This window comes from Pseudomonas sp. NPDC096925 (assembly GCF_044762545.1).
Taxonomy (GTDB): domain Bacteria; phylum Pseudomonadota; class Gammaproteobacteria; order Pseudomonadales; family Pseudomonadaceae; genus Aquipseudomonas.
Window position 1 is genome coordinate 310,033 of record NZ_JBIWEM010000004.1, and the last position, 13,947, is coordinate 323,979.

The following is a 13,947-nucleotide window of genomic DNA, read 5'->3' on the forward strand; positions in this document are numbered from 1 at the left end:
TGGGAATAAAAATAATGTCCTTAGCGAGGTGAGCGAAATGAATATGCAAACTTTCAAGGCTTCGTTGATGAAGTTCGTCAAAGATGAAGATGGCCTGACCGTCGTGGAATATGCGGTAGCAGGTGGGTTGGTTGCCCTCGCCCTTATTACTGCGTTCACCAACTTGGGAACCGCGGTCAAGGGGAAAATCAACGGGCTGATCACTGCGCTTGGAGGCACCGCTGCCCCTTGAACTCATTCTTAACTAAGCCCCAAGGGGGATGCAGCAATGTCAGCAGAGTCTCTGTTCGCCATTGTCGTGCTGCTAGGGCTGCTGGGTATTGCGGTGGTCGGGGATCTTCGTAACCACCGCATTCCCAACTTTCTGGTCTTGCTGGGGTTGGGGTTGGGGTTGGCAGGCCAGGTTTATTCCGCAGAACTTACCGGGCTAGGTTATGGCGTACTGGGTATGTTTATCGGATTTGCCGTGTTTATTCCGATGTACGCGCTGGGGGGCATGGCAGCCGGCGACGTCAAACTTATGGCCATGGTCGGTAGTTTTCTTACACCGCCTGACGCACTTTCAGCAGCACTTTTTAGCCTGATCGCCGGTGGCGTGTGCGGGATGTTGATAGTGCTCCTGCGCGGACAGTTGAAACAGACGTTAGAACGCTACTGGTTGATCTTGACTGCGCAGGCCTATTTTGCGCCGAAGGCGGATGAGGTGGCAGGTAAACCGTTCCCTTATTCAGTCGCGATCCTGTCCGGAACCCTTGTCAGCCTTTATTGGCAACCGCTTGGCCTATAGCCTGGGAGGCTAACAATGTACGCACTCAGAGACAGTGGTGCCTGCGCCTGTGCCAAGGACGCAGTGCAGGGCCTGGCACCTCAGCCACGTACGGTTCGCGAGACTGGCCTGGCAGAAAGCTTTCTCGGTGATTTGTTGTGCAAGCACCTGCATGACGCCGGTACGCTGGACCTGTCGCGTCTGGTGGAGCGCCTGGCGCTGACCGGTGCGGTGGTGGAAGAAGTGCTGGCCTTTCTGCGCAAGGATGGCCGCGTCGAAGTACTGGGCCAGGTCGGTGTGCAAACGGGGGGGCAGGTGCTGCGCTACGGCTTGACCGAACGTGGTCGCGGTACCGCCCGTGATGCACTGGCGCGCAGCGGCTACATCGGCGCGGCGCCCTTCCCGGTAAGTGCCTACCGTGACCTGCTCAAGCTGCAGACCATTCACCATGGACGCATCACTACGCAGGACATGCATACGGCCTTCACCGGTGTCGTGCTTTCGGAGAGCATGCTCGATCAACTGGGCGTAGCGCTGAACTCCGGGCGCGCAATCATGATTTACGGCCCCGCAGGCACCGGCAAGACCTACGTCAGCAGCCGGTTGATTCGCCTGTTCGCCGAATACATCTGGGTCCCTCATGCCATAGAGATCAACGAGTCGGTCATCGAGGTGTATGACCCCCAGGTGCATCAGCGCCTGGAGGAAGAGAGCCAACCGAACAGCCTGTTGCTCAACGAAGGAATCGATCGCCGGCTGGTGCGATGTAAGCGCCCGGTCGTTATCACCGGCGGTGAACTGGGCATGGAGCAACTGGATGTCCGTTTCGATCCCATTACCCGTCAGTACCAGGCCTCCCTGCAGCTCAAGGCCAGCAATGGCCTGTTCATCATCGACGACATGGGGCGCCAGCGCATGGCCCCGGCCGAACTGCTCAACCGCTGGATCGTGCCGATGGAAGAGAAGCGCGACTTCCTCAACCTTGGCGGCGGGCGTCATTGCGAGCTGCCGTTCGATCTGGTGCTGGTGTTCTCCACCAACCTCAACCCGCTGGAGCTGGCTGACGAGGCTTTCTTGCGGCGCATTGGCTACAAGCTGCAGTTCAGCTACCTGAAAGTCGATGAGTACGAACGCATCTGGCGCCAGGAATGCGAACGCCTGGGCCTGGCTTACGATCCGTCGCTGTTGCGCTATGCGCTACAGACGCTGTACGAGGCCGAAGGCGTGCCGCTGGTGCCATGCCACCCTCGCGACCTGCTGAGCATGGCGCTCGACCGCCAGCGATACCAGGGCGGCGATGGTCCGCTGTCGCCGCAGGAGCTGGAATGGGCCTGGCACAGCTACTTCGTTCAGATCGACTTCCTCGGATAAGGAGTTGCAGACATGAGCGCCCGTACGCTTACCCTGATTGCTGTTTCCCTGACCCTGGGGCTTGGTGCCGCCTGGATGGCCAACAACTGGCTCAATGGGCGGCTCAACACCACCCCGGATGACAACATGAAGAACGTGGTGGTCGCCACGGTGGAGATCCCGTTCGGGCAGATGATCGAGGCCCAGCAGGTTGCCATCGTGCGCATGCCCAAGGATGCGGTACCTGATGATGCCTTCGACAGCAACGAAAAGGTGCTGGGCAAGATCGCCACCTTCGCCCTGCTGCGCGGCGATGTCCTGCGCAGCGCACGCCTGGCCGAGCACCTGGGTGGCAGTACCCTGGCTTCGTTGATCGCTCCTGACAAACGTGCCATTTCGGTGCGTGTCGATGACGTGGTCGGGGTGGGGGGCTTCCTCTTGCCGGGTAACCGGGTCGATGTACTGGCGACCAGGCAAAGCAATGGCAGCAGTAATGAAGCAGAGTCCACGACCATCCTCCAGGACTTGCGGGTGTTGGCCGTGGACCAGACCGCGGGGACGGACAAGACGCAACCGGTGGTGGTGCGTGCCGTGACCCTGGAAATGTCGGCCAAAGAGGCCGAGGTCCTGGTCAAGGCGCAATCGGAAGGGAGGTTGCAACTGGCCCTGCGCAACCCGCTGGACGCTCAGAAGCAGCCACCAGTCGTTGCCACTGTCGAGCCGGCCAAGGCCGCGCCGCCAGCCGCCAGGCCGCAACCAAAACCGGTGGTGAATCGCAGCAGTGGCGTTGGCGCGGTCACCATCATCCGCGGGACTGAAGTCGAGATAGCAAAAGCAAGGTTTTAAGGCAGCTGGCTTCCGAATAGCTAACCTTCGGCAGGAACAAGATCACCTCGCAGGGAGTAGTCAATGAATACTTTGCAGAGACTAGGGCTGTACCTGTTGTGTGGGCTGGGTACGCAGCTGCTGTTCGCTGGCGTGGCGCAGGCTGAAGGACCGGGGGCGGGATACAGCGCCATGCCGGCGGCCAATACCAACATGATCCAGGTACCCATCTACAAGTCGCGGACGATCAGCGCTCGTACACCGGTCAGGAAAATCTCGGTCGGCAACCCGGATATTGCCGACATCCTCATCACCAGCCCGACCCAGCTCTACCTGCTCGGCCGTTCTCTGGGCACTACCAACGTGTTGCTTTGGGACAGCAACAACCGCTTGATCGAGACCCTGGATGTGGAGGTCGTGCATGACCTCACCGGGCTCAAGACCAAACTGCACCAGCTGCTGCCCGAGGAAAACATCGAGGTGTTCAGTGCCCAGGGCGCGCTGGTGCTGCGTGGCCAGGTGCGCAGCGCTGCCGCCATGGACACGGCGATGAAGGTTGCCAAGACCTATGCCGCGCAAACCGCCAGCGTGGTGCAAGGCAAGGGTGAAGCTGCTGAGGCGACGCCGACCCAGTCGCTGGAGGTGATCAACCTGCTCAGTGTCGGTGGCAGCCAGCAGGTAATGCTGGAAGTCAAGGTGGCGGAGATGCAGCGCAGCCTGATCAAGAACCTCAACGTGCGCTTCAATGCCCTTGGCACCTCCGGCAACTGGAGCGGTGGCGGGTTCAACAATGGTCAAGGGCTGGGCCTGACTCCCGGTGGCGGGTCGATCCTTTCGCCTGGTTCGTTGATTGGTGGCGGCAAAGGGTTGTTCGCCCAGTTCCTGTCCGACGATTTCCTCTTCAACGTGGTGCTGGAGGCGTCCAAGGACAATGGTTCGGCCAAAGTGCTGGCTGAACCCACCCTCACCACGCTGACCGGCCAGCAGGCGGAGTTCATTTCAGGTGGCGAGTTCCCGGTGCCGATCACCGAGGATGACGGCATCACCGTCGAATACAAGGAATTCGGGGTCGGGGTGAAGTTCCTGCCGGTGGTGCTCGACTCCGGGCGCATCAACCTCAACCTGAATGTCTCGGTGAGCGAGCTTTCCAACGTCAACTCGCTGGTGCTGGACACGGGCCTGAGCAGTGTCCTGGGCGATGGTGTTACCCAGGTCATTCCGTCGCTGACCAAGCGCAGTGCCGAGTCCACGGTCGAACTTGGCAATGGCCAGACCATCGCCATTGCCGGCTTGATCAGTGAGAACACCCGCGATTTCGTCAGCCGTTTCCCAGGGCTGGGGGACCTGCCGATACTCGGGCACCTGTTCCGCAGCCAATCGTTCATCAACGGTGAAACCGAACTGGTGATCCTGGTGACGCCGCACCTCGCCAAGCCTGTGGATGCCAAGGCGGTGCGCCTGCCCACCGAGAAGTTCGTCGAGCCCAGTGACCTGGACTTCTACCTGCTCGGCAAGACCAAGGGCAGTGAGCCTGGGCGCGCGGTGCCCGTCAGCCTCGGGGTCAGCGGTGGCAACTTTGGCCATGATGTTAACTGATCGGAGAGAACCAGCATGAAAAGCATGATCGTGGGTTGCGCGCTTGTATCGGGGTTGTCCGGCTGCATGACGTATGACGAAGGGCGCGTTGGTCCGTTGGGCTACAGCGTCTACCAGACCACCTACCAGCAGATTGCCGACAAGCAAGTGGCCGCCAACCCAGGCACCGAACTGCCTGCCGCCGGCGCCGATGGGCCATTGCTGGAGAATGTGATCAATGGTTATCGGGGGGCGACTGGCGATGCGCAGCAGGTCGGTCAGCCGATCCAGATCCAAGTCACTGATTCAACTCGCTGATTGAGGGTGTGACCATGTCTCCTCGAGCTCAACGGATGTTCACCGCGCGGCCAGGCCAACAGCGGGGGGCAGTGACTGTCATGATCGTGATCGCTCTGGTAGCGATATTGATGATGGCAGCGTTGGTGCTCGACGGGGGCCACATGCTGTTGAACAAGACACGCTTGCAGAATGCTGTGGACGCTGCCGCCCTGAGTGGCGCAAAGACCCTGAGCCAGGTGATGGGCTCTGGCAATAGTGCCAGTACCGCGCGAGCCGCCGCGCTCTTCACCCTGAACGAAAATGCCAAGGCCGCAGGCAACAACGAACTGTTGACGGCAATAGGCGGCAACCCTGGAGCATTCGCCGTGGTGGAGCTGGCAGACAATGTCTATGGGCCTTTCTCCTTCCCGGGGCCGGTCAATGCCACTTATGTGCGGGTCTCGGTATCGAATTACTCACTGGCGGGTTTTTTCTGGAGCTTCGCCCAGTCAATCGGTACGGGAACCGTGGGGGCCAAGAGCGTGACGGCGATTGCCACCGCCGGGCCGAGCCCGACCAGCCCATGCGATCTTGCGCCGCTGCTGGTGTGTGGCAACCCGGCTCAATACAACCCGGATGCGGGCATGTTCTGGGGCTATCGTTTCGGTGACCTGGAGGTCTTGAAGTCAGCCGCCAAGAACAGTGACCCCATTGGCCCCGGCAATTTCCAGCTGCTCGATTTTGGCTCGGGCGGCAAGGAGGTTGGCGAACTCATGGCTGGCGGCGGCTCGGTTTGCCGCAATGTCGGGGAAAACGTCGACACCAAGCCAGGCAACACGGTAGGCCCTTCCGTTCAAGGTTTGAATACGCGCTTTGGCGACTACACAGGGTCGTTCAAGGGGACGGACTATCCGCCCGACCTGGTGACGACCTACGACAACCCGAAGATCAAGTACAACGACAGCACCACGCCGGCGCGACTGGAGCATCAGGGCCAACCTGTCACTTCGAGCAATGGCAACCTCTCTGCTGGCGGTACGTCGCTGTTCGATTACAACGATTATGCCGCTCAGAGCGCCGCATGTGTCGCCGGCGGGGGGACGGGGTGCCAGTCAAACGGAGTTTTCGAGCGGCGGATACTGAAGATCGTAGTGGGCAACTGCTCGGGCAAGAACGCGGGGGCATCCTCGATTCCGGTCCTCGGTTTCGGTTGCTTCTATGTAGTGCAGCCGGCCGATAATTCGGGCGGGAATTCGCAGATCTTCGGCCAGTTCGTCAAGCAATGCGAAGGCGACAACGTACCTGGGCCCACGCCGCAAGACGATTCCGGCCCGCAGATCATCCAGCTGTACAAAACCTTTCTCAACGGCAGTGGCACACCGAGCATCGACTCCTGAGGAACTGTCATGGAACTTCACCGGCTCAAGCGTGCGCAGCGCCAGCAAGGGGTGGCAATCGTCGAGTTCACCATCACCCTGCCGCTGTTGCTCCTGACCTTGCTGGCCTTTGGCGAATTTGGCCGCATGCTTTACCAGTACAACAGTCTGCTGCAAGGCAGCCGTGATGCCGCGCGCTTCGTCGCCAGCCAGGCCTGGAACTCGACCTTGGGCAAGGTCGAGGTGAGCGCTGATCTCGAGTGCATGACCAAGAAAGTGGCGGTGTACGGTGCACCTTCCGCGCCGCCCTGCAGCCTGACCGGCATGCCGGCCAACATCACTGTGCAGGTGGCCAAGGTGGCAGGCACCAACGACCACGTGCAGGTGACCATCAGCTCTGTTTTTTCCCCGCTGGTCGCCAACGGCATTCCGGCCTTTATCGGAGGCAGCGCGGCGCTGAACTTCCCGTTGGTTGCCACCACCGTGATGAGGGCACTGTGATGAAGCGCAGAGGCATGCAGGAAGGCGTCTACGTCGTAGAGTTCGCGATCATCAGCGCATTGCTGTTCACGCTGTTGTTCGGGGTGCTGGAAATAGGCCGGTTGTACTACACCGTGAACGTGCTGAATGAATCCGTTCGGCGTGGCGCACGTCTGGCAGCGGTCTGCAATATCAGCGACCCGGTAGTGCTGCGTCGGGCGATATTCAACAGCGCCGGCAACAGTGGCGCCAGTACCCTGCTGGCCGACCTGGACACCGGGGACCTGACCCTGCGTTACCTGGACAAGAACGGCGCGCTGGTAGCCAACCCCGGTGATCTGGTGAGTGCCACCGGGTTTGCCGCTGTCCGCTATGTCCAGCTGACCCTGCAGAACTTTCAATTCAGCCTGTTTATTCCAGGTTTTGGGGTGCCCATTACCCTGCCAGTATTCAAGGCGACCTTACCTCGCGAAAGCCTCGGGCGTCATACCGAGGCGGATGTCGCACCGGAGATCACGCCATGCTGAATCTTAGGGAGTCTTCCGTATCCGCTACCTCCATCAAGCCCGGGATGCGTCTGTTGATCAGCAGCTCCGACGCCTTGGCCTTGCGTCAGTTGCAAGAGATCTGTCAGCGCATCTCCGGTCTGGAGGTGAATGTTCGCCAGGTGAGCAATGGGCATTCCGACCCGCTTTTCGGGCTGGACCGGAAGCCCGACTTCTTGCTCTTGCGTGTTGGCCACTTGTGGCGTGAGGAGCTGGCAGCCCTGTTGCAACGCCCGGCCCATGAACGCCCGCCGCTGTTGGTGTGCGGCCTGCTGGACGATCGGGAAGGCATGCGCCTGGCAATGCAGGCCGGTGCCCGCGATTTTCTGCCGGAACCCATCGTTGCCACGGAGCTTATGGCAGCCTTGAACCGTATGGTCATGGAGACCCAGACCAGCAGTGCGGCAACCGGGAAACTGATCGCCGTGATGAATGCCAAGGGTGGCTCCGGCGGCACGGTACTGGCTTGTAACCTGGCGCATCAGCTCAGCCTCAAGGGCAACGCGCTGTTGCTTGACCTGGACTTGCAGTTTGGCAGTGTGTCGCATCACCTGGATGTCGCGCAGTCGCACACCCAACTGGATGTGTTGCAGCAGATAAAAGAGATGGACGGGGTGGCACTGCGCGGGTTCTGCAGCCATTTCAGCCCGTCCTTGCATGTGCTTGGCAGTCGCGCCAATGAGCTGTGCTTGCCGCAGGATGTCCAGGCCGAACAGCTCGATGCGCTGCTGCAGTTGGCGCGCGCCAACTATGATTGGGTCGTGGCGGACCTGCCACGGCAGATTGACCACATCACCGCGTCAGTGCTGGAGCAGGCGGACCGGGTGTACGTCGTGGTGCAGCAGAGCGTCAACCACCTGCGCGACGCCAGTTCCCTGGCGCGCATTCTGCGCGATGACCTGGGCGTACGCGGCAATCAGCTGGAGGTGGTGGTCAACCGCTACGACAAGGCGGCACCGGTCAGCCTCAAGGATATCGGCGAGGCGATGCGCTGCACCAATATCGTGAAGCTGCCCAATGACTTCAGCGTCATCAACCAGAGTCAGAACACGGGTGTGCCATTAGGCCTGCAAGCACCTCGGTCGGCGATCACCCAGGCGCTGCGTGGGATGGCCGAGGAACTGGTTGGCAAGCAGGTGGCCACTGACAGCGGACTGTTCAAACGCGCCTTCAAGCGTGTTTTTCGGGGGTGAACCATGCTTAGCGATTTCCGTAACCGTTTGCGCAAACAGGCAGTCACCCCCGAGGCATCGACGCCGTCGAAGCAGGGTGGCGCTGCGAAGGATCCGGCTGAGGCGATGATGGCCTGGGAGCATTCAGCGCCGGACGTTCTTTTTGAAACCAGAAGCCAGGTCACCCAGGTGGAAGCCGAGTGGCGGGAGAAGACCTATCAGCAACTGCTCAAGGTCATGGACTTGTCCTTGCTCGACTCGCTCGAGCAGGCCGAGGCCGTGCGGCAGATCCGCGATATCTGCCAACGTCTGCTCGATGAGCATTCGGCGCCGGTGAGCTCTGTCAGCCGCCAGCTGATCATCAAGCAGATCACCGATGAAGTGCTTGGCCTTGGCCCGCTGGAGCCGCTGCTGGCCGACCACACGGTGTCCGACATTCTGGTCAACGGGCATGACTCGGTGTACGTCGAGCGGTTCGGCAAGTTGCAGCGCACCGATGTGCGTTTTCGCGACGATCAGCACCTGCTCAACATTATCGACCGCATCGTCTCCAGCCTCGGCCGGCGTATCGACGAGTCTTCGCCGTTGGTCGATGCCCGCCTCAAGGATGGTTCGCGGGTCAATGCGATCATCCCGCCGCTGGCCATCGATGGGCCAAGTATCTCGATCCGCCGCTTTGCGGTGGACCTGCTCAATACCGACAGCCTGATCCAGGCGGGCGCCCTGACCCCGGCCATCGCGTTGCTGCTCAAGGCGATCGTGCGGGGCCGGCTGAACGTGCTGATCTCGGGCGGCACCGGCTGTGGCAAGACCACCATGCTCAATGTGCTGTCCAGTTTCATTCCCCACAACGAGCGCATTGTCACCATCGAGGACTCTGCCGAGCTGCAACTGCAGCAGCCACATGTGGTGCGCCTGGAAACACGGCCTGCGAACATCGAGGGGCGCGGCGAGGTGGGCCAGCGGGAGCTGGTGCGCAACAGCCTGCGGATGCGCCCGGACCGTATCGTGATCGGTGAGGTGCGTGGTGCCGAGGCGCTGGACATGCTGACGGCGATGAACACCGGCCACGATGGCTCACTGACTACCATCCACGCCAACACCGCGCGCGATGCGTTGGGCCGGGTCGAGAACATGGTCCTGATGTCTGGCGCCACGTTCCCGATCAAGGCCATGCGTCAGCAGATCGCATCGGCCATCGATGTGGTGATCCAGCTGGAGCGGCAGGAAGACGGCAAGCGGCGGTTGGTAAGCGTGCAGGAGATCAACGGCATGGAAGGCGAAATCATCACCATGACCGAGATCTTCTCTTTTGTCCGCAATGGTGTGGGCGAGCAGGGCCAGGTGCTTGGCGACTTCCGGCCGAGTGGCATGGTCCCGGCCTTTCGCGATGCCTTGGCCAAGCGCGGGATCGAACTGCCGCTGACGATGTTCAGGCCTGAATGGATGGAGGCTCGTCAGCCATGAGCCAGATACCCGGTGAATACATCCTGATATTTCTCGGCATGGTGTTCATTGCCGTGTTTCTCCTCAGCCAAGGGTTGGTGGTGCCGGTGTTCGGCGAGGCGGGCAAGGTACGTAAACGTATCCGCAGCCGACTGGTGATCCTGGAGCGCGCAAGCCATCTGCCGAACATGCAGACCGTGTTGCGGCAGAAATACCTGACTCGTTTGTCGCCGCTGGAGGCGTGGCTCGAGCAGTTACCCTTCATGGCGACGCTGACGCAAATGATCGAGCAGGCCGGGCATGAGTACCGGGCCTATCGGGTACTGCTGTTGGGGCTCGTGCTGGCAGCGGCTGCCGGGATGCTGGCCTGGCTGTTCTTTCCTTACTGGTGGTTGGCGCTGGCGGCTGCGTTCGTGGCGTTCTGGCTGCCGCTGCTGAAAATCACCCATGACCGTGGCAAGCGTTTCGCCCAGTTCGAAGAGGGTTTGCCGGATGCGCTGGAGGCCATGTGCCGGGCATTGCGCGCCGGACACCCCTTCAATGAAACCCTGCGCCTGGTGGCAGAGGAACACAAGGGGCCGGTGGCGCATGAATTCGGCCTGACCTTCGCCGATATCAACTACGGAAATGATGTGCGCCGGGCCATGCTTGGCCTGCTGGAGCGGATGCCCAGCATGACGGTGATGATGCTGGTCACCTCGATCCTCATTCACCGAGAGACCGGCGGCAACCTGACCGAAGTACTGGAGCGCCTGAGCAACCTGATCCGCGGGCGTTTCCGCTTTCAGCGCAAGGTCAAGACCATGTCGGCCGAAGGGCGTATGTCGGCTTGGGTGTTGGTGGCCATACCCTTCCTGTTGGCGGCAGCGATCATTATCACGAGCCCGGACTACCTGACGTTACTGATCAAGGATCCCACTGGGCAAATGTTGGTCATGGGGGCTTTTGGCTCAATGTTGGTGGGGATTTTCTGGATTCGTAAAATTATCCGTATCCAGATTTAGGCAGTTCTCGCATGGGGGCGTCGGTCATGGACTATTTGCTCGGTTTGTTGAGTGGGGTGACGGACAACGAGGCATTGGCACGCCTGCTGATCGTCGGTGCGATCGGGATGAGCACGGTCATTGCGGTCATCACCGTGACGTTGCTTGTGCTGGGGTTGCAGAGCCCGCTGCAACGCCGTCTTGCATTGATCAAGCGTGACCACTCCAGCGCTGCGCCCGGGCGGGAGGCGCCAGGAAACCTTCAGCTTCTACTGGAGCGGGTTGGTCGGCGCGTTACCCCGTCTACGGATGGACAGGTGTCAGCTACTCGAACCCTGTTGACCCACGCGGGTTATGGTTCGGCGTCGGCGGTACAGGTGTATTGGGCAGTGCGTTTGCTGTTGCCGTTGCTGCTGGTAGGCGTTTCGCTGTTGGTATTGCCACTGGTTCCGAACCTTTCCCTGATGACGGGCATGGGAGTGGTGGCCATGGGGGCTGCTAGCGGATGGCTATTGCCGGCAATGTATGTCGACAAGCGCAAGACGGCTCGGCAGGGGCGGTTGCGTGCGGCCTTTCCTGACGCCCTGGACCTGATGGTGGTTTGCGTGGAGTCGGGCCTGGCGTTGCCCCAGGCGATCGAGCGGGTGGCCGAAGAAATGGCGGTCAGCCAGGCCGAGCTGGCCGAGGAACTGGCGTTGGTCAATGCGCAGATCCGCGCCGGCATTTCCAGTACCGAAGCGCTCAGGCAACTGGCTGACCGCACCGGTCTGGAAGACATCCAGGGCCTGGTGAGCTTGTTGGCCCAGAGCATCCGCTTCGGTACCAGCGTAGCGGCTACCTTGCGCATCTATGCCGAGGAGTTTCGTGACCGGCGCATGCAGGCCGCCGAGGAAATGGGCGCGAAAATCGGGACAAAGCTGGTTTTTCCGCTAATTTTCTGTCTGTGGCCAAGCTTCTTTCTGGTAGCCATCGGCCCGGTGATCATCGGGATACTTAAAACGTTCGGGAAGCCATGACATGAACAGGATCAGCTTGCTGTTGACGATGATAGCCGTGCTCTCAGGTTGCCAGAGCACGGGGCCAGACCTGAATGGTGTACGTTCTGTCTACTCCGCTGGCAATTCGGTGCTCTACCAGGTGCAGTCGCAAAGCAACTCGCCCGACCAGGCGATGCAGGTGGCGGCAATGGCTTACCAGGCCGGTGACCTGGACCAGGCGCTGTACCAGTACTTGCGCGTCCTTGAGCTGGCGCCCGAACGTTATGAGGCGCTGGTCTGGGTTGGCCGTATCCACCGCGAACGCGGCAATAACCAGCTGGCCGAGATGGCCTTCACCGAGGTGCTGGGCAAGGCACCTGAAAACCCCGATGCCCTGACCGAAATGGGCCTGCTGAATCTGTCCATGCGTAAACATGAGCAAGCCAAGGCGATGCTGTTGAAGGCTGTTGCCGTGGATCAGCAGCGCTTCACCAAGGACCCGGCCAATACCCAGACAGGGGCGGCTGCGCTCAGGGTCGACAGCAAGTCACCGCTCAAGGCCTACAACGGGCTGGGGGTGCTCGCGGATCTGGCCGACAACTTCGCCGAGGCGCAGACGTACTACCGCCTGGCCGAGCTCATCGATCCACGTTCGGCGTTGGTGCAGAACAGCCTGGGGTATTCCTACTACATGGCCGGGCAATGGGCCGATGCCGAGCTACGCTACAAACGTGGCGTGAGCTACGACGGGACCTACAAACCGCTTTGGCGCAACTATGGGTTGCTGCTGGCTCGCATGGGGCGCTATGAGGAGGCTGTGTCTGCCTTCGAACAGGTCGAAAAGCGTGCCGAAGCCAGCAATGATGTCGGCTATGTCTGCCTGGTGGAAGGCAAGCTGGATGTGGCCGAGCAGTTTTTCCGCAGCGCCATCGAGTTGTCGCCGGGGCACTATCCCATCGCCTGGGAAAACCTGAACAGGGTCCAGCAGATTCGGCAAATCCGCCAGATGGGCGGCGATGTGGCGATGCCCGAGCCCATTGCAGTTGGCCCGGCCGTGCAGGTGACAACGGCATCGGCGCCTTGATGGGCCGCAAAGCGGCCCCTGATGGGTTCATTTCACCTGTGGGTGAGCGGTGCTTCAATAGCCAGCGCTGCTTGCCCCAACGGATGCGTACCGGCATCAAAGAAATGCAGCGCTGTCCCCGGCATATCCCCGAAGCGATCGATGAAATGCTGCTTCTGGTTGATCACCGATGCCTCGCTCAACGGCCTTATGGCAATCGACAGATGCGTCGGTCGGGCCAGCCGGATGGCTTCGAGCAGGTGCTGGTCACTGCTGTCCAGGTGCTGCCCGAACAGGCATAGCCCTTGGCTTTCCCGCGCCAGTTGCCCCAGGCACCAGCCCAGGTAATCCGAGTTGCGGATGGCGCGCAGTTTCTCGTCGCTGCGGTCTTCGTTGACGAACAGCGGCACTTCGCCCGGGATGTTCACGGCAAAACCATCGAGCAGTTCGGCGCTGTCGGCGCTGCGTTGACGGGTGGTGCCGTCGGGCAGCTTCAGCAGGTGCAGGCCACCATGCAGGTGCAGCACCCGGGTGCCTTCGCCGCTGGTGCGGCGCACGTCGAAGAAACCTTGCTCGTCGAACAGTTCGGCGAAGCCGTGCGGGGCGTGTTGCACGGCCCAGGGTAGCAGCAGGTCATAGTTGCTGGTGTAGACGCTGCGGTAGCCGCGCAGGGCCTGGTTGAGGGTTGCCAGGGTGGCCGCCGGCATGAGTGGCCACGGCAGGTGCACCGTGCGTACGGCGTGGATCAGCGCTTCCTTGATTGAGTAGTAGCGGTTCAGCGGCGCGGTGGAGTTGATGGCCAGTGCGGCGTTGGCGCGCACTGTGGTGTTGAGGGTGCTGAGTACCGGCTCGAACAGTTCCGTGCCCAGCGACTTGAACAATGCCTGGTCGCTGACGGCCAGGCCTTTCTTGCGACCGGCGCGTTGCGCTTCCTCGAACAGCGAGAAGTAACCGAACGGCTTCCACAGCGCGCGGCTCGCGCCGTTGCCCAGCAGTAGTGCGTCGCAAGGGTGTAGGGCGGCGAGTTCTGGCCAGGGGGTGAGGGTGGCGTCGAGTGCGGGCATGCTGGGGTCCGTTGGGTGGAGCGGGAACGGGGGCGACTTTAGCATG

General features: G+C 61.1%; 15 protein-coding genes. 14 read left to right on the top strand and 1 reads right to left on the bottom strand.

From position 1 onward, the window contains the following. Positions 1–37: 37 nt before the first annotated feature. The 14 genes from ACIQYU_RS15210 to ACIQYU_RS15275 all read left to right on the top strand — a co-directional run bounded on the left by ACIQYU_RS15210 (position 38) and on the right by ACIQYU_RS15275 (position 12,858). On the top strand, positions 38–232 hold the full coding sequence (locus ACIQYU_RS15210) for a Flp family type IVb pilin (protein WP_207836634.1): 195 nt from the start codon (positions 38–40) through the stop codon (positions 230–232). 36 nt (positions 233–268) lie between these two features. Then, the gene (locus ACIQYU_RS15215) at positions 269–787 is read left to right on the top strand and encodes a prepilin peptidase (RefSeq protein WP_233687034.1); all 519 of its coding nucleotides are present in this window, start codon (positions 269–271) and stop codon (positions 785–787) included. Between the two features lie 15 nt (positions 788–802). Next, positions 803–2,137, top strand: coding sequence for an AAA family ATPase (locus ACIQYU_RS15220; RefSeq protein ID WP_207836622.1), 1,335 nt, complete (start codon positions 803–805; stop codon positions 2,135–2,137). Positions 2,138–2,149: 12 nt separating this feature from the next. Continuing rightward, positions 2,150–2,962, top strand: a complete 813-nt coding sequence (gene cpaB, locus ACIQYU_RS15225) for a Flp pilus assembly protein CpaB (RefSeq protein WP_063913207.1) — start codon at positions 2,150–2,152, stop codon at positions 2,960–2,962. A gap of 63 nt (positions 2,963–3,025) precedes the next feature. Continuing rightward, complete coding sequence (locus tag ACIQYU_RS15230) at positions 3,026–4,537, top strand: type II and III secretion system protein family protein (RefSeq protein ID WP_233687033.1); 1,512 nt, start codon at positions 3,026–3,028, stop codon at positions 4,535–4,537. A 15-nt stretch (positions 4,538–4,552) separates the two neighbouring features. Next, entirely contained in the window at positions 4,553–4,834 is a 282-nt protein-coding gene (locus tag ACIQYU_RS15235; RefSeq protein ID WP_063913206.1) for a hypothetical protein, read from the top strand. Between the two features lie 14 nt (positions 4,835–4,848). Beyond that, on the top strand, positions 4,849–6,192 hold the full coding sequence (locus tag ACIQYU_RS15240; protein ID WP_233687032.1) for a TadE/TadG family type IV pilus assembly protein: 1,344 nt from the start codon (positions 4,849–4,851) through the stop codon (positions 6,190–6,192). 9 nt (positions 6,193–6,201) lie between these two features. Beyond that, positions 6,202–6,672, top strand: coding sequence for a TadE/TadG family type IV pilus assembly protein (locus tag ACIQYU_RS15245; RefSeq protein ID WP_233687031.1), 471 nt, complete (start codon positions 6,202–6,204; stop codon positions 6,670–6,672). Further along, positions 6,672–7,178: a TadE/TadG family type IV pilus assembly protein gene (locus ACIQYU_RS15250; RefSeq protein WP_063913203.1), complete on the top strand. Its 507-nt coding sequence runs from the start codon at positions 6,672–6,674 to the stop codon at positions 7,176–7,178. The genes ACIQYU_RS15245 and ACIQYU_RS15250 overlap by 1 nt, the downstream gene beginning before the upstream one ends. Continuing rightward, positions 7,172–8,389, top strand: coding sequence for an AAA family ATPase (locus ACIQYU_RS15255; protein ID WP_233687030.1), 1,218 nt, complete (start codon positions 7,172–7,174; stop codon positions 8,387–8,389). The genes ACIQYU_RS15250 and ACIQYU_RS15255 overlap by 7 nt, the downstream gene beginning before the upstream one ends. A 3-nt stretch (positions 8,390–8,392) precedes the next feature. Beyond that, positions 8,393–9,835 carry a CpaF family protein gene (locus ACIQYU_RS15260; protein WP_233687029.1) on the top strand — a complete coding sequence of 481 codons (1,443 nt, stop codon included), beginning with the start codon at positions 8,393–8,395 and terminating at the stop codon, positions 9,833–9,835. Beyond that, on the top strand, positions 9,832–10,818 hold the full coding sequence (locus tag ACIQYU_RS15265; RefSeq protein ID WP_207836588.1) for a type II secretion system F family protein: 987 nt from the start codon (positions 9,832–9,834) through the stop codon (positions 10,816–10,818). The genes ACIQYU_RS15260 and ACIQYU_RS15265 overlap by 4 nt, the downstream gene beginning before the upstream one ends. A gap of 26 nt (positions 10,819–10,844) precedes the next feature. Continuing rightward, positions 10,845–11,813, top strand: coding sequence for a type II secretion system F family protein (locus tag ACIQYU_RS15270; protein WP_207836585.1), 969 nt, complete (start codon positions 10,845–10,847; stop codon positions 11,811–11,813). A gap of 1 nt (position 11,814) precedes the next feature. Further along, a complete protein-coding gene (locus ACIQYU_RS15275) occupies positions 11,815–12,858 on the top strand; it encodes a lipopolysaccharide assembly protein LapB (RefSeq protein WP_207836582.1) in 1,044 nt (347 codons plus the stop codon). A 32-nt stretch (positions 12,859–12,890) separates the two neighbouring features. Here ACIQYU_RS15275 and ACIQYU_RS15280 read toward each other — a convergent pair whose 3' ends face one another. Then, positions 12,891–13,901, bottom strand: a complete 1,011-nt coding sequence (locus ACIQYU_RS15280) for a DUF4917 family protein (protein WP_233687028.1) — start codon at positions 13,899–13,901, stop codon at positions 12,891–12,893. Between the last annotated feature and the right edge of the window lie 46 nt (positions 13,902–13,947).